This is a genomic window from Stenotrophomonas sp. STEN033 (assembly GCF_056856655.1).
In genome coordinates this window covers 13586-30487 of record NZ_JBXFWM010000031.1, presented here as the reverse complement: position 1 = coordinate 30487, position 16902 = coordinate 13586, and the positions used below count along the sequence as shown (strand labels likewise).

Here is a 16902-nt window from a genome sequence, read left to right as displayed (position 1 = left end):
CAGCCGCAACTGACTGTTTTCCTTACGTAGGGCGGGTGTTTGGGCTGCTGTCGGTATCCTTGTCGGCCAAATAATTTTGTCGTCTCGGTTGCAGTCTCAGCCTGTGCGATACGACACCCCTACAGTGGACCCCATGACGAAATCAACGAAATCAACCCCGAGGACGAACACGATGGACGAGAACAAGAAGCGCGCACTTACCGCCGCACTGAGTCAGATCGAAAAGCAGTTCGGCAAAGGCTCGGTAATGCGTATGGGCGACCGTGTTGTCGAACCCGTCGAAGTGATCCCAACGGGCTCGTTGATGCTGGACATCGCACTGGGCATCGGCGGTCTGCCCAAGGGCCGCGTGGTCGAGATCTACGGTCCGGAATCCTCCGGCAAGACCACCCTGACCCTGCAGGCCATTGCCGAATGCCAGAAGCTGGGCGGCACCGCTGCCTTCATCGACGCCGAGCACGCACTGGACCCGATCTACGCGGCCAAGCTGGGCGTCAATGTAGACGACCTGCTGCTGTCGCAGCCGGACACCGGCGAGCAGGCGCTGGAAATCGCCGACATGCTGGTGCGGTCGGGCTCGGTGGACATCGTGGTGGTCGACTCGGTTGCCGCGCTGACCCCGCGTGCTGAAATCGAAGGCGAAATGGGCGACCAGCTGCCGGGCCTGCAGGCCCGCCTGATGAGCCAGGCGCTGCGCAAGCTGACCGGCAACATCAAGCGCTCCAATACGCTGGTCATCTTCATCAATCAGTTGCGCATGAAGATCGGCGTGATGATGCCGGGCCAGAGCCCGGAAACCACCACCGGTGGCAACGCGCTGAAGTTCTACGCCTCGGTGCGCCTGGATATCCGCCGTATCGGTGCGATCAAGAAGGGCGACGAGATCATTGGCAACCAGACCAAGATCAAGGTGGTCAAGAACAAGCTGGCGCCTCCGTTCAAGCAGGTCATCACCGAAATCCTCTATGGCGAAGGCATCTCCCGCGAAGGCGAGCTGATCGACATGGGCGTGGATGCCAAGCTGGTCGACAAGGCCGGTGCCTGGTACAGCTACGGCGAGGAGCGCATCGGCCAGGGCAAGGACAACGCCCGCGGCTATCTGCGTGACAACCCGCAGGTTGCGGCCCGCCTCGAGGCGGAGCTTCGCGAAAAGTTCCAACCCACCGAAGCGGCGCGCGAAGAAGGCGACGACGAGGACGGCGAGGAGTGATTTTCCCGCGGGGGCGGGCGGCGCATCGTCAGTGACGTCGTCCGCTCCTGCGGCATTTTGTCCATGAAGATCCCGCGCCACGGATGGGGCGGGGTTGGTCGTGGCGGAATAGAGCGTGGTGGGCACGATGACGGAAATCGATGATCAGCCTGCGGGCAAAAGCAAGCGGGGGCGCCAGCAGACGCCGTTGCAGCGTGCCTTGGGGCTTTTGGTAAGGCGTGAACACTCGCGCAAGGAACTTGGCCGCAAGCTCAAGTCCCGCGGCGTGGATCCTGATGCGGTCGATGCGGCGGTGGCCAAGCTGGCCGATGAAGGCTGGCAGGATGACACCCGTTTTGCCCAGTCGTTGGTTCACAGCCGTGCAGCCAGCGGCTACGGGCCGCTGCACATCCGCGCAGAGCTGGGCACCCACGGACTGGATAGCGAGTTGATCGAGGCCGCCATGGCCTCGTTTGAAGGCGATTGGACCGAAAATGCGCGTGAGCTGGTATGCCGCCGTTTTGGTGCCAGTGGCCCGGAAGATCTGGCACAGCGGCGCAAAGCCGCGGATCTATTGGCCCGGCGCGGGTTTGATGGCAACTGCATCCGCCAGGCCAGTCGCTACGATCCCGAGGACTGATGAGGACTGGGCGGGCTGGGCCTGATACCCTTTCAGGGTTTCGGTTGTCCCGAATTCCCGCGCCTGCACAGGCTGCCGGGACCCGTTTGCCAGCTTACCGCCAGTCCCCATGAATACACCTGCCAAATTTACGACCTCACAGATCCGCGCTGACTTCCTCGAATTCTTCAAGGGCAAGGGCCACACCATCGTGCCGTCGGCACCCTTGGTGCCAGGCAACGACCCGACCCTGCTGTTCACCAATTCCGGCATGGTGCAGTTCAAGGACGTGTTCCTTGGCGCGGAAAAGCGCAGCTACGTGCGCGCGGCCGACGTCCAGCGCTGCCTGCGTGCTGGCGGCAAGCACAACGATCTGGACCAGGTCGGTTACACCGCCCGCCACCACACCTTCTTCGAAATGCTGGGCAACTGGTCCTTCGGCGACTACTTCAAGAAGGACGCCATTGCCTGGGCCTGGGAGCTGCTGACCCAGGTCTGGAAGCTGCCGGCCGATCGCCTGCTGGTTACCGTTTACCAGACCGATGACGAGGCCTACGCGCTGTGGCGCGACATGATCGGCATCCCGGAATCGCGCATCGTACGCATCGGCGACAACAAGGGGGCGCCGTTCGCGTCGGACAATTTCTGGCAGATGGCCGATACCGGTCCCTGCGGTCCCTGCACCGAGATCTTCTATGACCACGGCGAGCATATCGCCGGTGGCCCGCCGGGCTCGCCGGATGAAGATGGCGACCGCTTCATCGAAATCTGGAACCTGGTGTTCATGCAGTTCGATCGCCAGCCAGACGGTTCGCTGCAGCCGCTGCCGGCGCCGTGCGTGGACACCGGCATGGGCTTGGAGCGCCTGGCGGCGATCCTGCAGCACGTGCACACCAACTACGAAATCGACCTGTTCCAGGCGCTGATCCGCAAGGCGTCCGAGCTGACCGGCATGGCCGACCTGGAGAACAAGTCGCTGCGGGTCATCGCCGACCACATCCGTGCCTGTTCCTTCCTGATCGTCGATGGCGTGCTGCCGTCCAACGAAGGCCGTGGTTACGTCCTGCGCCGTATCATCCGCCGCGCCCTTCGCCATGGCTGGATGCTGGGCGTGCGCCAGCCGTTCTTCAACAAGCTGGTGCCGACCCTGATCGAGCAGATGGGCGAGGCCTATCCGGAACTGCCGGCGCAGGCCGACACCGTGGTGCGCGCTTTGCTGGCCGAAGAAGAGCGTTTTGCCGAAACGCTCGATTCGGGCATGAAGATTTTCGATGACGTCGCCGCCAAGGTCAGCGATGGCGTCATTCCGGGCGTCGACGCGTTCCGTCTGTATGACACCTACGGCTTCCCGGTCGACCTGACCGCCGACATCGCCCGCGAACGTGGCATGACGGTGGACATGGCCGGTTTTGATGCCTCGATGGAGCACCAGCGCGAGACCGCGCGTGCTGCCGGCAAGTTCGGTGGCGGCGTGACGCTTTCCGCCGAACTTGTTGCCAGCCTCAGCCCGACGGTGTTCCTCGGCTACGACCGCCTGCAGGCCGATGGCCTGAAGGTTGTCGCGCTGATCAAGGACGGTCGTTCGGTCGACGCCGTGCAGGCGGGCGATGAGGTCATCGTGTTCACCGCGCAGACCCCGTTCTACGCAGAGTCGGGCGGCCAGGTTGGCGATACCGGCGTGCTGTCGGCAAACGGCGTCAAACTGGCCGTGGGCGACACGCAGAAGTTCGCCGGGCAGTTCCACGGCCATGTCGGCAAGCTGGAGCAGGGCGCGTTGAAGGTTGGTGACGTGCTGTCCGGTGCGGTTGATGCCGCGCGTCGCAGCGCCACCATCCTCAACCACTCGGCTACCCATCTGTTGCACGCAGCCCTGCGCGAAGTGCTGGGCACCCACGTGCAGCAGAAGGGCTCGCTGGTGGCGCCGGATCGCCTGCGTTTCGACTTCTCGCACTTCCAGCCGATCACCGCCGAAGAACTGGCCGTCATCGAGCGCAAGGTCAACGAGCAGGTGCGTGCCAACAACGCTGCCGAAGTGCACAACATGGGCATGCAGGAAGCGCTGGACTTCGGTGCCATGGCACTGTTCGGCGAGAAGTACGGCGAGAACGTGCGCGTGCTGAAGATGGGCGAGTACTCCACCGAGCTGTGTGGCGGCACCCACGTTTCGCGGACCGGCGATATCGGCCTGTTCAAGATCACTTCCGAGGGCGGTGTGTCCTCGGGCGTGCGTCGTATCGAGGCGGTGACCGGGCAGGGCGCGCTGGACTATGTGGCCGACGAGGAGGCGCGCCTGCACGAAGCGGCGCAGCTGCTCGGCGGCAGTGCCGGCGACGTGGTCGACAAGATCCGCCAGCTGGGTGAGCGGCAGAAGAAGCTGGAGCGCGAACTGGAAGCCCTGAAGGCCAAGGTTGCCTCTGGTGCCACTGCCGATCTCGGCGGCTCGGCGGTCGATGTGGCCGGCGTGAAGGTGCTGGCGGTGCGTCTGGAAGGTTTTGATGCCAAGGCGCTGCGCGACGCGATGGATCGCCTGAAGCAGCAGCTGGGCGACGCCATCATCGTGCTGGCCGGTGTGCAGGACGGCAAGGCCGCGCTTGTGGCGGGCGTGAATGGTGCGGCGCTGGGCAAGGTCAAGGCGGGCGAGTTGCTGGCGCACGTTGCGGCCCAGATCGGCGGCAAGGGCGGTGGTCGTCCGGACATGGCCCAGGGTGGCGGTGAGGATGGTCCCAAGCTGGTGGCGGCCCTTGAGGGCGTCGTGGCATGGGTCAAGCCGCATCTGGCCTGAATGTGACAAGTCGTGCACCTTGAAGGTGTTTGCGCCCTGACGGTAACATTGGGAGTCTTTTCCCCTTTGTCGTGGGGCGCATAGCTCGAAGCGCGCCAATGCCGGTGGGAAACCCACCGGTTCCATGGAGATTTACACAATGTTGATCCTGACTCGCCGAGTAGGCGAAACCTTGATGATCGGCGACTCGGTCAGCGTGACCGTGCTCGGCGTCAAGGGCAACCAGGTACGTATCGGTATTACCGCGCCGAAGGACGTTGCTGTCCATCGCGAGGAGATTTTCCAGCGTATCCAGCGTGGCGATGAGCCCGCGACTCCGGGAAGTGAAGAAACTTCCGAATAAGGGGTTTACCTTTCACCTCGTTTAACGTTATTCTTCGCGCCCCGCTTAGGAATACACGCAGCGGGGCAAGAGAAACGGAGTGATGCCCGAGTGGCTGAAGGGGCTCCCCTGCTAAGGGAGTATAGGGTTAAAAGCTCTATCGAGGGTTCGAATCCCTCTCACTCCGCCAAGCTTTGAACTAAGCCGCTGATTACAGCGGCTTTTTTCATGGCCGCAGTTCCTGCCCCATGTTTTGCCCCATGTTTGGTGCCCAGGTTTTTCCCTCGACAAAATCGAGGATGTAGGCATCTATTTCGGGTTGAAACCACACGGCAATTCCATCCAACTTGCGCGGTGCTGGGAACTTTTCTTCTTTGATCTTGCGATAGATCGTCGTGCGGCTCATGCCCACCTTTGCGATGACCGCATCGATGCGCAGCAGAGCGATATCGTTAGCCATGCTGCTCTCCTTCCAGCGGCGCGCGGTCGCACGTGGTGCAGGTCTTACGCATCGCTCACCTCCTGCTGGTTGTCCAAGTAGCGCAGCTCCCACGTCGGGTGAAACGGCATCGTGTGGCTGATGCCGTCAAGCTGTATTGCGAGGTGACCACCACTTGCAGATCGAATCGTGCCCAGCTCGGGCCTGCCATCACCGGTGTACTCGACGCGACCACCGCGCTTTGCTGGCACGCCGTAGTTCCTGCGTACCCATTCCATTCCACCGGCCATCACTTCACCCCCTGCGGGCGGGCGGCGAGCGCGGCCCTGATATGCGGTAGTGCCTCGTCCAAGTACGCCTCCGACCACCTGTATCCCCGGGGGTCTATATCGGTCGAAACCGGATAGGCGCAGCCACCTATGCTGCGTAGCACTCCCACCGGCACCATCACGAACCCCTCCGGCGCGGCGCGCAGGGCGGCGGTGATTGCTGCGATTGCTGCCTTGTCGTGCCGGTCAAGGTGGCCCGCTCGCACTTCGGCAGCCGCGTCTGCAACCCAGCCACCCTCGTTCGCGTAGGCCTGCGCCAGCAACTCCCTGGCGAGCTGCTGGTCATCCATTTTCTCAGTGGACACGGAAGCCTCCCGATTGTTCTGCCCAATCTGCAAATGCGACAAGCCTTGCAACGAAGTCCCGCCGTACTGGCTTGTTGCAATGGACCAAGCGTTCCAGCGCGGCCATGTCGTTACGCTCGCTTTCGGGCATCCGCTCCCACTTGGCATAGAGTGAGTCTTGATAGGCGGCGACCCACCGCGCAATCTGCGCCATCTGCTTGGATTCCTTCGCTGTAACGCGCGCGCCGTCGTTGTGCGCCAGAGACATGCCATCAGGTCGATTGATCTGTAGGTACTGGCCCGGCGTGAATCCTTTGCCATAGCCGACCGGAAGGCCGACGCCTGATTCCAGCATCCACGGCCAGAAGAAGGCGCCAGCGGTGAACTCGCCCAATGCCTTGTTGCGGGGATACAAGTCCATGCCCATCAGGCCACCCCCGCGCCGTGGCTGGTGGCCTTCTGCTCGCTCTCGGCCAGTGTTGCGCGCAGCCGGGCATGATCTTCAAGAAGTGCCCGGAGATCCCCGGCAAGGCTGGGGAAGCTACAGCCACCGGCATAGTCGGCAAGGTTGTGCAGGCGCTCGCGCACTTCATCAATCGGCAGCACGCTCACGGCTTCACCTCGGCGCTGGTGGCCTGCAGGGTGAAATCCTCGACGGCTCGCCATGCGATCAGCTCGTCGCCGTCCGCGAGCAGTGGCATGTAGATGCTGTCGTATTCGCTGTGCTCTTTGGCTTCGTGCCAGCCGGTAGCGGGGAAACTGCCATCGTCCTCATCGGCGGCACCATAGCTGTAACGGTTCCCCGCCGTTGGCTCGTCATGACGGCCGTCATCGTCGGACAGCAACATGGCGTTCAAGTAGCTCGCCGGAAAGTTGTAGGTCATGCCGTTGGCGCGCCGCACCGCGACCCAGAACCAGCCCATATCGCCGGGCGACACCTCTGGTAGGTCGTCGGGGCCGTGCCAAGCCACCGCATCGCTGCCGCCCTTGGGGCTGGCGTCGATCACGCACTGCTGCATGATCGCGGTCAGGTCGTTGACGTTGATGCAGATCGTGTCGGGGTGATCCGGGTCCGCCTGCTCGGCTTCGCAGCAGCTTCGGACAACCGTGCCAAGGTCGATCCCCGGCGCTGCGGGGGTGCTTTCCAGCAGAGCGATGCGCCTTTCGTACTTCTCGCGGATCACGTCGATAGCCTCTCCGGGATCATCGCAATCATCCAGGCCAGCGCGATCCAGCGCGCCGCACACTGACTGCATCATCAGCAGCAGCGCGTCATAGCTGGGGGATTTCGTAGTGGCTGGATCAGTCATGACGTGCTCCATAGCGGATACGGAGCGTTTGCCGCTCCAGGGAATGGTGGAAGCGGCGATTCAAAGTGGCATCCTGCAACCATGGGAACCGGTGGTTCAGGCCACGGCGAAGCCGGAAGGTATTGGCATGGCGGAAGTGGCCGGCGTAGCTCGCGACTTGGCTGCGGATCCGGCGCAGGTCATCCGGCGAAGCCACCAGATGCTGGTCCCGGACATGGTCCCGCTCCCATTCGGCGATAGCCGCGCGGGCATGAGCGACCACGCGGCGGCGGACGCGCATATGGGTCGGGTGAATCACATAGCCGAGGAAGTCCAGGCCATCCGTCAATCGGCGCAGGCGGATGTCTGCTTTCAGTGACAGGCCAAGTCGATCAGCAAGGAAGCGTTCGATGTCGACCTGCCATCGCTCCAGTTGGGCGCGGTCGCGGTGGAACAGCACGAAGTCATCGACGTAGCGGATATAGCGCCGCACGCGCAACACATGCTTCACGTACTGGTCAAACTCGTTCATGTAGACGTTTGCGAGGAACTGCGATGGCAGGTTCCCGATCGGCAGCCCGCGGCCTGGCCGTGCATTCGCCAGCTGCTTGTGGGCCGGCACAATCGCGCGCTGTTCCGGCGTGGAACGATAGCGGACACCGGATTCAATCGCGGAGCGGCGCAACAGCGCGTGCATGATCCGTTGGACTGCCTCCGGCACCGCCGCGCGGACCATGTGACGCTTCAGGTTCTCCCAGAGCCGACGGCGCGGGATGGAGTAGAAGAAGTTCGCGATGTCGAGCTGCAGATACCAGCCGCCACCTTCGCCGCTGTGAACCTGGCGCATGAACTGCCTGGCACGGCTTACCGCAGCATGGCTGCCTTTGCCGGCGCGGTTCGCGAAGGAGTCGTGGATGAACACCCGCTCGATTGCTGGCTCGATCTTCGCCACAGCCCAGTGGTGGACAACGCGGTCAGCGAAGTCCGGCGCGTGGATCTCGCGAGCCTTCGGTCTGGTCGCCACGAAGCAGGTGTATGGCGATGGCTCCCACGTGCCGGCGATGATGCGCTGCTCCAGCACCAGCAGGTTGTCCGCCCACCGTGTCTCGAACGCCAGCTTGTTACGGCTCGGCTTCTTCCCCCGGCGTGCCGACAGATAGGCGTCATATAGTTCATGAAACAGCGGCTTACCTTCCGCACCCTGATACTCACCGGCCACGCGAACCGCGCGAGCGAACGCACGGTTGTTGGCGTTGTTGTTGTTGACGTTGCCGTTGTTGAAGCCGACCACGACGCGCCCGCCCTCATACCAGGGCAGCGCCTCCCCACGCGCTTTGGACCCACGGGCGCATCCGTTCTGGTAGCGCGCGCTCGTCATGAATTGACCCCAACGGGGCGGCATGGGTACTCAGTATCTGGCCGCGCTCCGCCGCGGTGCTGCCGCTGCGGATTCTGGGCACTGGGGTGCTTCTGCTTGAACCAGCCGCCGGCTTGGCGACCGATCCCATCGACCTGCAGGTAAAGGTGTTGGAATTGACGCAGGCTGCGGAAGGCGCGCACATCCTGCGCCAGTTGCATGTCGGCCTTCAGCTGGTCAACCTCGTGAACCAGCTTCTCCAGCCATTGCGCTTGCCGTTCCTTATCGTTCCAGGAGCGGCTCACCGCGCGCTGGACCACTTTCACCTGCTCGCGCAGATCATCGCCGCTGCTGTACTTGTGGAAGCGGTCGAAACCACGCACGGCGTTCTCGATCTCCATGCGGAGACGACGGACATCCTGCGCGAGCTTTGGGGTTTGGTAGCCCATGATGGTCAGTCCAAGGTCAAATTACTGACCGGCCACGCGAACCGCGCGAGCGAACGCACGGCCGTAGGCGAAGCTGAGGTCGACGTAGCCGAAGTTGAAGCCGACCACGACGCGCCCGCCCTCATACCAGGGGGTTTCCTGATTGGTCCAGTAGTAGCCGTCCTTCAGGGATTCGTCGCGGCTATAGGCGCCATGCTGGTTCTTGTGGCCGTAGTCGACGTGGGCGAACAATTCGGCGGGGGTCTCCAGGTGCCAATCCGCGCCCATCGCCGCAAGTTCTTCCTGCATCTGCTGCTGGGTGATCCTCTCGCCGCCACCCAACTCGCGCTTTTCGAGAGTTTCGCCAGCCGGCGCGCTACCGCCGTGCGCTGCCTCATAGCCCCTGCGCCAGATGCGCTTCTCCCAGTCGTTGAATTCGCCGGGTGCCTCGGGGATGAAGCCGTCGGTGAAAGTGGGAACGCCGGCCAGCGCGCCGCCACTCAGGTGGATGTTCTCAATGTTGATGAAGAGGGTCGGATGCACGTGGTAATCCTTCTGGGCAAGGTGGGGCCCCGGCTACGCCAGAGCCGGGCGGGTCAGGTGATTTCGTTGCGGGCGCGACAGATGGACAGGTAAGCGCGCCAAGGGATCTTTTGGCCGCGAACGCGGAAACCCCATGACTGCCTTTTCGGCAACATGATGAAAAGCGTCCAGGTCTCATCCCCAGCATGCTCGGGGGATATCTGCAGGCGGTGCCAGTCCTCGGCACGATGGAACAGCACCGAACCGGCGCCATGCCAGCACTTTCGGAAATCAAGCGATACCGAGTCAATCGGGGTCAGCTCGAAGTAGCCGCCGCGCAGGATGATAGTGATGAAATCCCACGGGTGGTCATGGAAAACCCGTCCCGCATCGCTGCTGCGGATCCAGTGGACGCGCGCTGCAATCCTGCCGTGCGCGGTGTCTTGGCCGGAGCCGCCTTCATGGTCTTGGTCATCCTCGCGGAACAGCCGGAACAGCCAATAGCGGTTCATGTATGGCGAGCCGTCGGCGTTCTTCAGATGGAAGTACGGCGTGGGCATGGCGCGGCGAATGATGGCGGGCGCAATGAGGCGCAGTAGCCAGTTTGGAATCAGCTTCATAGGTTGTCGTAGTCCTGGCCCGGATCGAAATCCGGAGGGAAGAAGGAACGCTCACTCAGGCTCATGCGTTCGATGTGGAAATAGTTCGCGCGGCGCCGCATCAGACATTCCTGCTCGGCGGCCTGGGCGGCATCCGAGACCTGCCTGTCAATCGGTGGTGTTTCGAGCGGGAGTAGCCGCGCGCGCATCTGGACGGGGAGGTGATCAGCCGCGCGCGCTGTTGGCGCGACGAAACAGGGAGAGACGGGGGATTGCGATCAGATGACGGATCCGTCCGACTTTCGGGAAGTTGCCGGTGCGCCAGGCTTTCAGGTAGTTCGCACCGCGACACTCGCGCAGGTCCAGCAGCTGTTGGTCGCGATACATCGGGTTGAATAGCGCGGCGTCGAGATATCGTGCGAGGCGATCGCTATCGGAGATCGTGCGCAGATAGCGGTGATCGGTGGGAGCGCCAACCCGGAACAGCCGTTCCAGCCAGTTCAGCGGTCGGGCGGTCGGAATGACGATGGCATCCAGCCCATGACCCAGCAGCCGAAGTTCCGGGACGGCGCGCATTACTGCACCGCTCCGACGTAGCTATAGCCAATGCTCCGAGTGGTTTGGATCATGGCGGGGGCGCCGATGTCTGCCAGCTTCCTCCGCAGGCGCACCACCAGTACTTCCAGCACGTTCGACTTCGCCGGCGCTCCCTTCCCTTCGTAGAGAACGGAGGTCAGTTCACCGCGCGTGACAACGGATCCTGCGTTGCTGGCCAGCGCCTTCAACACGCGGAACTCGGTGTCCGTCAGTGCAACCGTCTGCCCGTTCATGGTGAACGCGCGCTGCCCATCTTCCAGGGCAATCGCCCCTGTAGTTACGGTACTCATGCGGTGGCCTCGGAAGTGAAATGACGCGACCAGCGGAACGCATGGTCGGAGTGGTAAGCGGCGGTCTTTCGGAGGCTTTCAATCAGCCCCAACGACAGTGCCGGTTCTTCCTCTGCAAACATTGCCAAGCGCAGGCAGCGTTCGCATTCGGTTGCCTGGTGGAGGATGGCGTCGCGCACGCGTGCGCTATCAGCGTTCACGGTCGCCTCGCTTTCCGTCGCGTTCGTTCAGCCGGCAGCGCCTCTTTTCAAGGAATTCCGCTGCGTCTTTTGCTTGGTCACGCTCGCGCGGCGACAGTGAGAAATCGACACCATCGAACGGCAGCGGGGCTGGATCAGCGGCCCGCTCCGTGAGAGGCTTCCAGCGGCTCTTCTGGTTACCGTTCATCACAGCACTCCCAGTGCTTTGCCGGCGGTGACGACCGCCGCACCCGAAACCCCAAGCACCAGCGCCGCGCGCCCGACAAACTTGTCGCGGTAGGTCAGCGACCAGAAGTTAAGGGTCTTGCCGGGTGTAGCCGGCTTCGGAAAGGTGACGCGCTGCAGCCGGGCGGCGGATTGGTCGAGGGGAGTGACCGTTTCCGCGTGGCTCTGGGGAGACGCCACAAGCCGCAGAGGGTTCGGCTTGTAGTGCGCCCGGCTGCAGGCGTCGGTGAAGTGATTCGCGCGCTGTCCGTTCATGGCTTCGGCGACCTCGTCAAAGGGGCCAATTACTGACCGGCCACGCGAACCGCGCGAGCGAACGCACGGAAGTCGGCGCTGCTGCTGAGGACGAAGCCGGAGTTGAAGCCGACCACGACGCGCCCGCCCTCATACCAGGGGATTTCCTCGCTGGTCCAGTAGTAGCCCTGCTGGATCGAGTCGTCGTGGCTGTGCGCGCCGTTGACGTTCTGGTGGCTCAGCGGCGAGCGCAAAGCGAACAGTTCGTGCGGGGTCTCCAAGCGCCAGTCGCCGCCCAGTTCGGCGAGCTCAGCCAGGGCCTGCTTCTGATAGATGCGATCACCGCCGCCCAGCTCGCGCACTTCCAATGCCGGTGCGCTGGCGAAGCTGTTCTGCGGGATGACGAAATCGGTGGTGGTGTTCATTCGGCGCCTCTGATTGAGAGAGAGGCGCCGGCGGGTCGAGGGAAGGAGGGGAACCCTTGCGACCCGCCGGTCGCCTGCCCTGTTCGTTCAGGGCAGGGTCAAATTACCAAACGGTAATCATTAATGAAATACCAAATGGTAATATATTTATCCAGCGTTCAGCTTTCAGGCGCTTCCACCTAGTTGGTGCCTGATGGGATTCGAGTGCAGCAGTTACGGGCGTTACAGCGGCGGGGGGGTACCGCCGTTTTCCGCAATCTTGCGCAGTAGTTCCGTGTGTTCCTTCTCGCGCAAGACATCGGCCTTAGTCTTGCCTGTGAAAGCAATGATCAGCATGACAATCCAGCCGAGTACCGTCCATCCCAGCAAGAAATTCAAACCCGCGATCATGAATAGATTTTCGCGCCCCCTGTGCTGTGCAGCCAGTGCGGGCAGGAAATACAGAATCAGCAAGATGATGGCAACAGCGATCGATGCCAGTCCGGAGCTGGAGCCGGTGGTGCTGGTTGCGATAAGCATGTTCACTTCTTTTTCCCCTTTGATTTGTGAAATCAGTGGGCATAAAGGTTGCTGGAGAAAGGGGCTCAAATCGCTGCGCCCCAACGCTTCTCTTCAAGTCACCCATTCCCCATCCGACCAGACCAACCTCAATAGCAGTTGTTCATGCTGTTTTTCGACCAGCAAGCGCCATCTGCGCATACTGTTCAACGAGATCAACACCACCTGCTAGTGCTGGTGGTGAAGCTGTCAATAACGCTACGCGCTGCTTCTTCGGCAACAACAGGAGGTCAACTGCTGCCCGGGTCGCAGCTGGTGCCGCCTGATAGGCCGCCCAAGCGGAAGCATGGGATGGCTCCGCCTGGTCCGCCAACGGGTTGACCAAGTAGCCACCAGGCATATGCGCCTGAATTTCCAAGCTTGCTGCTCGTTTTTCGCCGAATGACTTGTTCTTCAACAGGCCAGACAACTCCCCTTGATTGATCCCGGTGGCAGCGATGAAGCTGGCTTGGCTCCCTTTGTGATGGGAATCGATCCACGCCTGAAGCCTGGCGCGGCGTGCGGCGACAACGTGTTGGTTCTGAACAGGCATGGCGCGATAGTCGATTACTTGATGGTAAATGACCAAACAGTGTTGAACTGGTAATTACCGTTTGGTAATGTTCCGCCATGGAACAGCTCCGAACCTATTTGAATTCGTTGTCCAACGACGCCCGGCAGACGTTTTGCGCTGCCATCGGCACCACGATTGGATATCTGCGCAAGGCCATCAGTACCGGGCAACTGCTCGGTGAGGGCCTTTGCATCAACATCGAGAAGGCTAGTGGCGGTTCGGTCCGCTGCGAGCTTCTGCGACCAGACGTCGACTGGGAGTACCTGCGCGGCACATCTGCCGCTGCCACCCAGCCCGAACCAGATCCCGATGCCGAACGCATCGTGCCGGTGGAGAGCGCCTGACGTGGCTATCTCTTGCACGCGAACCGCCGCCATCGGCGACCGGTCTTCCATGCCGCCTCGCTGGCAATCAGAAGCATCAACACGGCGCGCGCTGCGACCGTTGCCCAATGCACGGCCGGCGGAACACTCGGCTTGGGAGGGATCGTGAAAGACCACGCAACCACCGCAAGTAGAGGCACCAAAGGCCACAAGCTGGAGGTGAAGAACAGCACTCGCGACCGGCTTCTGATGATTCGGGCGGCAACCCTGTACCTGATCGGCCTGCTCGCCCTGGTCAGCCTCTTCCCGATTCCCGTCCGGATCCTTGAATGGATTCTGATGGCGTCCGTGATCCTGTCCTTGATCGGCATTGGTTCCACTCTGGTGGTGTGGTGGCTCGAAGCCGCCCGCACCGTGCCGGTGGAGCGCGCCTGACGTGGCCGCCATGCCATCCCTAGTCAGTGCATCGGAGATCCGGCATCGGTCGCTTGCGCAGCGTACCGCAACGGCGGCGCCGCTTTTCCCGGCAATACCCCGACGGGCCCACGCCCGTCCACCCATCCGCATGGGCGCCGAAGCGTTCAGCGGCAATCCCTGAATTAACAAACAAGCCGCCGCTTGCGGCTCGCGAGGTACTGCATGTCCCTTCCGCTGAAGGATTTCCGAGGAAAGATCACCACCGAGACGGATTGCGTCTTGGAGGCGCTTAACCGCGTTACGGGCAGGGACCGCTCCGAGATTGCCAGGGATGTGATGCATGAGTGGGCACTCAGAAAACTGGATGAACACAACGTACTTGGCCGGCTTCTGAAAGCCGAGGGAATTGCAGGGAGTGCAGAGGGAGCGCCAGGGAGTCGCAGGGAATCGAAGGGAGTCAGAGGGAGGGCAGGGGAATGAGGACCTGTATCCACTGGCATCAATCGGTAGAAGAGGTGCGACATGGCTGACGGATCACTGCACTTCAACTTTCCCTTGCCGCAGAAGTCGCATCTGCTGCCCGATGAGATCGTTGTCGATCTGTTCGCCGGCGGCGGTGGCGCGAGCGAAGGGCTGAAGCAGGCTCTTGGCATCGATCCAGCGCTGGCCTACAACCACGACGAGCTGGCGATCGGCATGCATGCCGCGAACCACCCGCTCACACAGCACCACCGGGAAGACATCTGGCATGCAGATCCGCGCGTCGATGTTGCTGGTCGGTCCATCGGCTGGTTCCACGCCTCTCCGGACTGCACTCACTTCAGCCAAGCCAAGGGCGGTCAGCCACGCAGCCGGAAAACCCGTGCTCTGTCGTGGGTGGTGCTGAAGTGGATCGGCATGCTCATGCGCGCAGACCTGCTCAACGGCACCACCACCGCGCCGCGCATCTTCTCGATGGAGAACGTCTGGCAAATCCTGACGTGGGGGCCACTTGTGGCGAAGCGCTGCAAGGAAACCGGCCGCGTCATCAAGATGGATGGGGCCGTTGCAGAGCGCGGTGAGCGGGTGCCGGTGGAAAACCAGCAGCTGGTGCCGGACAAGCGCCACAGCGGCCGAACCTGGCGCCAGTTTGTCGCCGCCCTGCGCGCCCTCGGCTACGTGGTCGAATGGAAAAAGCTGATCGCAAGCGACTACGGCGCCGGCACAAGTCGGGAGCGCCTGTTCCTCCTGGGCCGCCGTGACGGCGTGCCAATTGTGTGGCCGGCACCGACCCATGGCCCGGGCCTTAACCAGCAGCCGCGGGTGACCGCCGCCGACTGCCTGGACTTTGGTATCCCTTGCCCGTCGATCTTTACTCGCGCCAGACCGTTGGCTGAGGCCACGATGCGCCGAATTGCCAAGGGCATTATGCGCCACGTCATCAACTCAGCCGACCCTTTCATCGTGCCGGCAGCGGCTGCCAGCACCAACAACACCGCCGCGGCAACGGCCTTCATTGCCGAACATGCAAATGCCAGCAATCAACGCACCATGGCTGCCGACGAGCCGCTGCGGACCGTCTGCGCAGGAGTCAAAGGCGGCCACTTCTCGGTTGTCTCGCCGATCCTCGCGGGCGTCGGCGGCAGGGCCGGGCAGTCGGAGCCACGCTCCGGCGGCGAACCGCTCTACACGATGACCACTAAGGCAGACACCGCACTGGTCGCTCCGCACTTGGTCAAGTTCCGAGGCGACAGCATTGGCACGCCTGCCACCGAGCCGGTACCGACCATCACGGCTGGGGCCGGTGCGGCGCGCCCGGCAGGTGCAGCCCACGCGTTGGGCGTTTCGGCCGCAACACTGGTCACGCTGCGCAACAACATGGCTGGTGCCGACCCACAGGAGCCGCTGAGCACCATCGCGGCACAGGGCGGCCACCATGGGCTTGCCACGGCTTTCCTCGAGCAGGCCAACGGTGGCTTCTATCAGGGCGCGGGCAATGATGCGCGCGATCCAGTCAGCACCATCACTGCCAGCGGCAGCCAGCAGCGCCTGGTCGCCGCCCATCTCACTGCAATGGCTCAGAACGTGGTCGGCAATGACCTGCAGGAACCACTGCCTACAATCCTTGCAGGCGCCACCCGCTTCGGCGTCGTGGAATGCACCCTAAGCCCCGAACAGGAGGCTGGTGCGTTGCGTGTGGCCGCTTTCTTGGTCAAGTACTACGGCACTGGTGCGAATGTGCCAACGCTGCGAGATCCAGTGGACACCATCACCACTCGCGACCGCCTCGCTTTGGTCACTGTGGTGATCAAGGGCACACCCTACGTGATCGTGGACATCGGCCTGCGCATGCTCAAGCCGCATGAGCTGTTCCGCGCCCAAGGCTTCCCGCGCGACTACATCATCGATCGCACCGCTAACGGCACGCCCCTCAGTGTCAGCGCGGCAGTGCGCATGGTTGGCAACAGCGTCAGCCCTCCACCGATAGCGGCGCTGGCGCGGGCCAATCTGGATCGGGCGCAAATATCGGCAAGGGTCGCGGCATGAAATCCACCGACCAACTCGACCTTCTGGACGACGACCCGCGCCGGCTGGCGGAAGCCAACCGTGTGGCAGCGCAAACGGCCACGGTGAATCCCTATTTCAGCCCCGCCGAGCAGCGGGAACACGCCGCGCACTACCTGGCCGAGGCCGAGCGGTTGGAACGCCTGGCCGCGATGTGTGGAGGCTGCCATGGTTGACGAACGCATTGAGCTGCACGACCTGCCGGCCCGCATGCGCCTGCTGTCGGCAGAAATGGTCGTCGTGGGAGCCGCGATCAGCTACTACGGGGGCTGGGGTCCATTTGCTGAGTTCGGCAACCTGATGCAGGACACCAGTGCACCGTTGTTGCGCGAGCTGGCGACTGTAATGGAGCGGATGCAGGGGGGGAGGGCATGAGC

At 62.7% G+C, this 16902-nt stretch carries 28 protein-coding genes and 1 tRNA gene; 11 read left to right on the top strand and 18 right to left on the bottom strand.

Going from position 1 to position 16902, the window contains the following annotated elements; genetic code table 11:
* Nucleotides 1–172: 172 nt before the first annotated feature.
* The 5 genes from recA (at nt 173) to AC1VXC_RS12075 (ending at nt 5102) form a co-directional block, all read left to right on the top strand.
* Nucleotides 173–1210: a recombinase RecA gene (gene recA / locus AC1VXC_RS12095; RefSeq protein ID WP_313171569.1), complete on the top strand. Its 1038-nt coding sequence runs from the start codon at nt 173–175 to the stop codon at nt 1208–1210.
* 127 nt (nt 1211–1337) lie between these two features.
* Nucleotides 1338–1829, top strand: a complete 492-nt coding sequence (gene recX / locus AC1VXC_RS12090; protein WP_313171571.1) for a recombination regulator RecX — start codon at nt 1338–1340, stop codon at nt 1827–1829.
* A gap of 109 nt (nt 1830–1938) precedes the next feature.
* Complete coding sequence (gene alaS / locus AC1VXC_RS12085) at nt 1939–4590, top strand: alanine--tRNA ligase (protein ID WP_481538233.1); 2652 nt, start codon at nt 1939–1941, stop codon at nt 4588–4590.
* 139 nt (nt 4591–4729) lie between these two features.
* On the top strand, nt 4730–4933 hold the full coding sequence (csrA, locus tag AC1VXC_RS12080; RefSeq protein WP_057628248.1) for a carbon storage regulator CsrA: 204 nt from the start codon (nt 4730–4732) through the stop codon (nt 4931–4933).
* Nucleotides 4934–5009: 76 nt separating this feature from the next.
* Nucleotides 5010–5102: transfer RNA gene (locus tag AC1VXC_RS12075), tRNA-Ser, on the top strand.
* A 36-nt stretch (nt 5103–5138) separates the two neighbouring features.
* Here AC1VXC_RS12075 and AC1VXC_RS12070 read toward each other — a convergent pair.
* From AC1VXC_RS12070 to AC1VXC_RS11985, 18 genes are all read right to left on the bottom strand, one after another.
* Entirely contained in the window at nt 5139–5372 is a 234-nt protein-coding gene (locus AC1VXC_RS12070) for a helix-turn-helix transcriptional regulator (protein ID WP_481538234.1), read from the bottom strand.
* A 44-nt stretch (nt 5373–5416) separates the two neighbouring features.
* Nucleotides 5417–5641 carry a hypothetical protein gene (locus tag AC1VXC_RS12065; RefSeq protein WP_481538235.1) on the bottom strand — a complete coding sequence of 75 codons (225 nt, stop codon included), beginning with the start codon at nt 5639–5641 and terminating at the stop codon, nt 5417–5419.
* Nucleotides 5641–5985 (bottom strand): hypothetical protein, encoded by a 345-nt coding sequence (locus tag AC1VXC_RS12060; RefSeq protein WP_481538236.1) that lies wholly within the window; start codon nt 5983–5985, stop codon nt 5641–5643. The genes AC1VXC_RS12065 and AC1VXC_RS12060 overlap by 1 nt, the downstream gene beginning before the upstream one ends.
* Nucleotides 5975–6391 (bottom strand): DUF4160 domain-containing protein, encoded by a 417-nt coding sequence (locus tag AC1VXC_RS12055; protein WP_481538237.1) that lies wholly within the window; start codon nt 6389–6391, stop codon nt 5975–5977. The genes AC1VXC_RS12060 and AC1VXC_RS12055 overlap by 11 nt, the downstream gene beginning before the upstream one ends.
* Complete coding sequence (locus AC1VXC_RS12050) at nt 6391–6576, bottom strand: hypothetical protein (RefSeq protein WP_481538238.1); 186 nt, start codon at nt 6574–6576, stop codon at nt 6391–6393. The genes AC1VXC_RS12055 and AC1VXC_RS12050 overlap by 1 nt, the downstream gene beginning before the upstream one ends.
* Nucleotides 6573–7274, bottom strand: coding sequence for a hypothetical protein (locus tag AC1VXC_RS12045; protein ID WP_481538239.1), 702 nt, complete (start codon nt 7272–7274; stop codon nt 6573–6575). The genes AC1VXC_RS12050 and AC1VXC_RS12045 overlap by 4 nt, the downstream gene beginning before the upstream one ends.
* Nucleotides 7267–8631 carry a reverse transcriptase domain-containing protein gene (locus tag AC1VXC_RS12040; RefSeq protein ID WP_481538240.1) on the bottom strand — a complete coding sequence of 455 codons (1365 nt, stop codon included), beginning with the start codon at nt 8629–8631 and terminating at the stop codon, nt 7267–7269. The genes AC1VXC_RS12045 and AC1VXC_RS12040 overlap by 8 nt, the downstream gene beginning before the upstream one ends.
* The gene (locus tag AC1VXC_RS12035; RefSeq protein WP_481538241.1) at nt 8628–9059 is read right to left on the bottom strand and encodes a four helix bundle protein; all 432 of its coding nucleotides are present in this window, start codon (nt 9057–9059) and stop codon (nt 8628–8630) included. Before AC1VXC_RS12035 ends, AC1VXC_RS12040 begins: the two co-directional genes overlap by 4 nt.
* Nucleotides 9060–9080: 21 nt before the next feature.
* On the bottom strand, nt 9081–9581 hold the full coding sequence (locus tag AC1VXC_RS12030) for an Lcl C-terminal domain-containing protein (protein WP_481538242.1): 501 nt from the start codon (nt 9579–9581) through the stop codon (nt 9081–9083).
* Nucleotides 9582–9634: 53 nt separating this feature from the next.
* Nucleotides 9635–10180, bottom strand: a complete 546-nt coding sequence (locus AC1VXC_RS12025) for a hypothetical protein (protein WP_481538243.1) — start codon at nt 10178–10180, stop codon at nt 9635–9637.
* Between the two features lie 204 nt (nt 10181–10384).
* Entirely contained in the window at nt 10385–10735 is a 351-nt protein-coding gene (locus AC1VXC_RS12020; RefSeq protein WP_481538244.1) for a hypothetical protein, read from the bottom strand.
* Nucleotides 10735–11046, bottom strand: a complete 312-nt coding sequence (locus tag AC1VXC_RS12015; RefSeq protein WP_481538245.1) for a helix-turn-helix domain-containing protein — start codon at nt 11044–11046, stop codon at nt 10735–10737. Before AC1VXC_RS12015 ends, AC1VXC_RS12020 begins: the two co-directional genes overlap by 1 nt.
* Complete coding sequence (locus AC1VXC_RS12010; RefSeq protein ID WP_481538246.1) at nt 11043–11246, bottom strand: hypothetical protein; 204 nt, start codon at nt 11244–11246, stop codon at nt 11043–11045. Before AC1VXC_RS12010 ends, AC1VXC_RS12015 begins: the two co-directional genes overlap by 4 nt.
* Nucleotides 11236–11433 (bottom strand): hypothetical protein, encoded by a 198-nt coding sequence (locus AC1VXC_RS12005; RefSeq protein WP_481538247.1) that lies wholly within the window; start codon nt 11431–11433, stop codon nt 11236–11238. Before AC1VXC_RS12005 ends, AC1VXC_RS12010 begins: the two co-directional genes overlap by 11 nt.
* A complete protein-coding gene (locus AC1VXC_RS12000) occupies nt 11433–11726 on the bottom strand; it encodes a hypothetical protein (protein WP_481538248.1) in 294 nt (97 codons plus the stop codon). Before AC1VXC_RS12000 ends, AC1VXC_RS12005 begins: the two co-directional genes overlap by 1 nt.
* Before the next feature lie 29 nt (nt 11727–11755).
* Nucleotides 11756–12130, bottom strand: coding sequence for an Lcl C-terminal domain-containing protein (locus AC1VXC_RS11995; RefSeq protein WP_481538249.1), 375 nt, complete (start codon nt 12128–12130; stop codon nt 11756–11758).
* Between the two features lie 222 nt (nt 12131–12352).
* Nucleotides 12353–12649 carry a superinfection immunity protein gene (locus AC1VXC_RS11990; RefSeq protein ID WP_481538250.1) on the bottom strand — a complete coding sequence of 99 codons (297 nt, stop codon included), beginning with the start codon at nt 12647–12649 and terminating at the stop codon, nt 12353–12355.
* A 142-nt stretch (nt 12650–12791) separates the two neighbouring features.
* A complete protein-coding gene (locus tag AC1VXC_RS11985; protein ID WP_481538251.1) occupies nt 12792–13220 on the bottom strand; it encodes a hypothetical protein in 429 nt (142 codons plus the stop codon).
* A 77-nt stretch (nt 13221–13297) separates the two neighbouring features.
* Between AC1VXC_RS11985 and AC1VXC_RS11980 the strand changes: the two genes are divergently transcribed.
* The 6 genes from AC1VXC_RS11980 to AC1VXC_RS11955 all read left to right on the top strand — a co-directional run bounded on the left by AC1VXC_RS11980 (nt 13298) and on the right by AC1VXC_RS11955 (nt 16900).
* Nucleotides 13298–13585, top strand: coding sequence for a YdaS family helix-turn-helix protein (locus AC1VXC_RS11980; protein ID WP_481538252.1), 288 nt, complete (start codon nt 13298–13300; stop codon nt 13583–13585).
* Between the two features lie 144 nt (nt 13586–13729).
* Complete coding sequence (locus AC1VXC_RS11975) at nt 13730–13999, top strand: hypothetical protein (RefSeq protein ID WP_481538253.1); 270 nt, start codon at nt 13730–13732, stop codon at nt 13997–13999.
* 204 nt (nt 14000–14203) lie between these two features.
* Nucleotides 14204–14461 carry a hypothetical protein gene (locus AC1VXC_RS11970; protein WP_481538254.1) on the top strand — a complete coding sequence of 86 codons (258 nt, stop codon included), beginning with the start codon at nt 14204–14206 and terminating at the stop codon, nt 14459–14461.
* A gap of 42 nt (nt 14462–14503) precedes the next feature.
* A complete protein-coding gene (locus AC1VXC_RS11965; RefSeq protein WP_481538255.1) occupies nt 14504–16507 on the top strand; it encodes a DNA cytosine methyltransferase in 2004 nt (667 codons plus the stop codon).
* On the top strand, nt 16504–16701 hold the full coding sequence (locus AC1VXC_RS11960; protein WP_481538256.1) for a hypothetical protein: 198 nt from the start codon (nt 16504–16506) through the stop codon (nt 16699–16701). Before AC1VXC_RS11965 ends, AC1VXC_RS11960 begins: the two co-directional genes overlap by 4 nt.
* Nucleotides 16694–16900, top strand: coding sequence for a hypothetical protein (locus tag AC1VXC_RS11955; protein ID WP_481538257.1), 207 nt, complete (start codon nt 16694–16696; stop codon nt 16898–16900). Before AC1VXC_RS11960 ends, AC1VXC_RS11955 begins: the two co-directional genes overlap by 8 nt.
* Nucleotides 16901–16902: the final 2 nt, after the last annotated feature.

Bases quoted from the DNA above. Each gene is read 5' to 3' on its own strand.
- AC1VXC_RS11955 (WP_481538257.1), top strand. From the start codon at position 16,694: ATGGTTGACGAACGCATTGAGCTGCACGACCTGCCGGCCCGCATGCGC.
- AC1VXC_RS11960 (WP_481538256.1), top strand. From the start codon at position 16,504: ATGAAATCCACCGACCAACTCGACCTTCTGGACGACGACCCGCGCCGG.
- AC1VXC_RS11995 (WP_481538249.1), bottom strand. From the start codon at position 12,130: ATGAACACCACCACCGATTTCGTCATCCCGCAGAACAGCTTCGCCAGC.
- recA (WP_313171569.1), top strand. From the start codon at position 173: ATGGACGAGAACAAGAAGCGCGCACTTACCGCCGCACTGAGTCAGATC.
- alaS (WP_481538233.1), top strand. From the start codon at position 1,939: ATGAATACACCTGCCAAATTTACGACCTCACAGATCCGCGCTGACTTC.
- AC1VXC_RS12005 (WP_481538247.1), bottom strand. From the start codon at position 11,433: ATGAACGGTAACCAGAAGAGCCGCTGGAAGCCTCTCACGGAGCGGGCC.
- AC1VXC_RS11965 (WP_481538255.1), top strand. From the start codon at position 14,504: ATGGCTGACGGATCACTGCACTTCAACTTTCCCTTGCCGCAGAAGTCG.
- AC1VXC_RS12070 (WP_481538234.1), bottom strand. From the start codon at position 5,372: ATGGCTAACGATATCGCTCTGCTGCGCATCGATGCGGTCATCGCAAAG.
- AC1VXC_RS12040 (WP_481538240.1), bottom strand. From the start codon at position 8,631: ATGACGAGCGCGCGCTACCAGAACGGATGCGCCCGTGGGTCCAAAGCG.
- AC1VXC_RS12045 (WP_481538239.1), bottom strand. From the start codon at position 7,274: ATGACTGATCCAGCCACTACGAAATCCCCCAGCTATGACGCGCTGCTG.
- AC1VXC_RS12020 (WP_481538244.1), bottom strand. From the start codon at position 10,735: ATGCGCGCCGTCCCGGAACTTCGGCTGCTGGGTCATGGGCTGGATGCC.
- recX (WP_313171571.1), top strand. From the start codon at position 1,338: ATGACGGAAATCGATGATCAGCCTGCGGGCAAAAGCAAGCGGGGGCGC.
- AC1VXC_RS12015 (WP_481538245.1), bottom strand. From the start codon at position 11,046: ATGAGTACCGTAACTACAGGGGCGATTGCCCTGGAAGATGGGCAGCGC.
- AC1VXC_RS12025 (WP_481538243.1), bottom strand. From the start codon at position 10,180: ATGAAGCTGATTCCAAACTGGCTACTGCGCCTCATTGCGCCCGCCATC.
- AC1VXC_RS11980 (WP_481538252.1), top strand. From the start codon at position 13,298: ATGGAACAGCTCCGAACCTATTTGAATTCGTTGTCCAACGACGCCCGG.
- AC1VXC_RS12065 (WP_481538235.1), bottom strand. From the start codon at position 5,641: ATGGCCGGTGGAATGGAATGGGTACGCAGGAACTACGGCGTGCCAGCA.
- AC1VXC_RS12055 (WP_481538237.1), bottom strand. From the start codon at position 6,391: ATGGGCATGGACTTGTATCCCCGCAACAAGGCATTGGGCGAGTTCACC.
- AC1VXC_RS11985 (WP_481538251.1), bottom strand. From the start codon at position 13,220: ATGCCTGTTCAGAACCAACACGTTGTCGCCGCACGCCGCGCCAGGCTT.
- AC1VXC_RS12000 (WP_481538248.1), bottom strand. From the start codon at position 11,726: ATGAACGGACAGCGCGCGAATCACTTCACCGACGCCTGCAGCCGGGCG.
- AC1VXC_RS11990 (WP_481538250.1), bottom strand. From the start codon at position 12,649: ATGCTTATCGCAACCAGCACCACCGGCTCCAGCTCCGGACTGGCATCG.
- AC1VXC_RS11970 (WP_481538254.1), top strand. From the start codon at position 14,204: ATGTCCCTTCCGCTGAAGGATTTCCGAGGAAAGATCACCACCGAGACG.
- AC1VXC_RS12035 (WP_481538241.1), bottom strand. From the start codon at position 9,059: ATGGGCTACCAAACCCCAAAGCTCGCGCAGGATGTCCGTCGTCTCCGC.
- csrA (WP_057628248.1), top strand. From the start codon at position 4,730: ATGTTGATCCTGACTCGCCGAGTAGGCGAAACCTTGATGATCGGCGAC.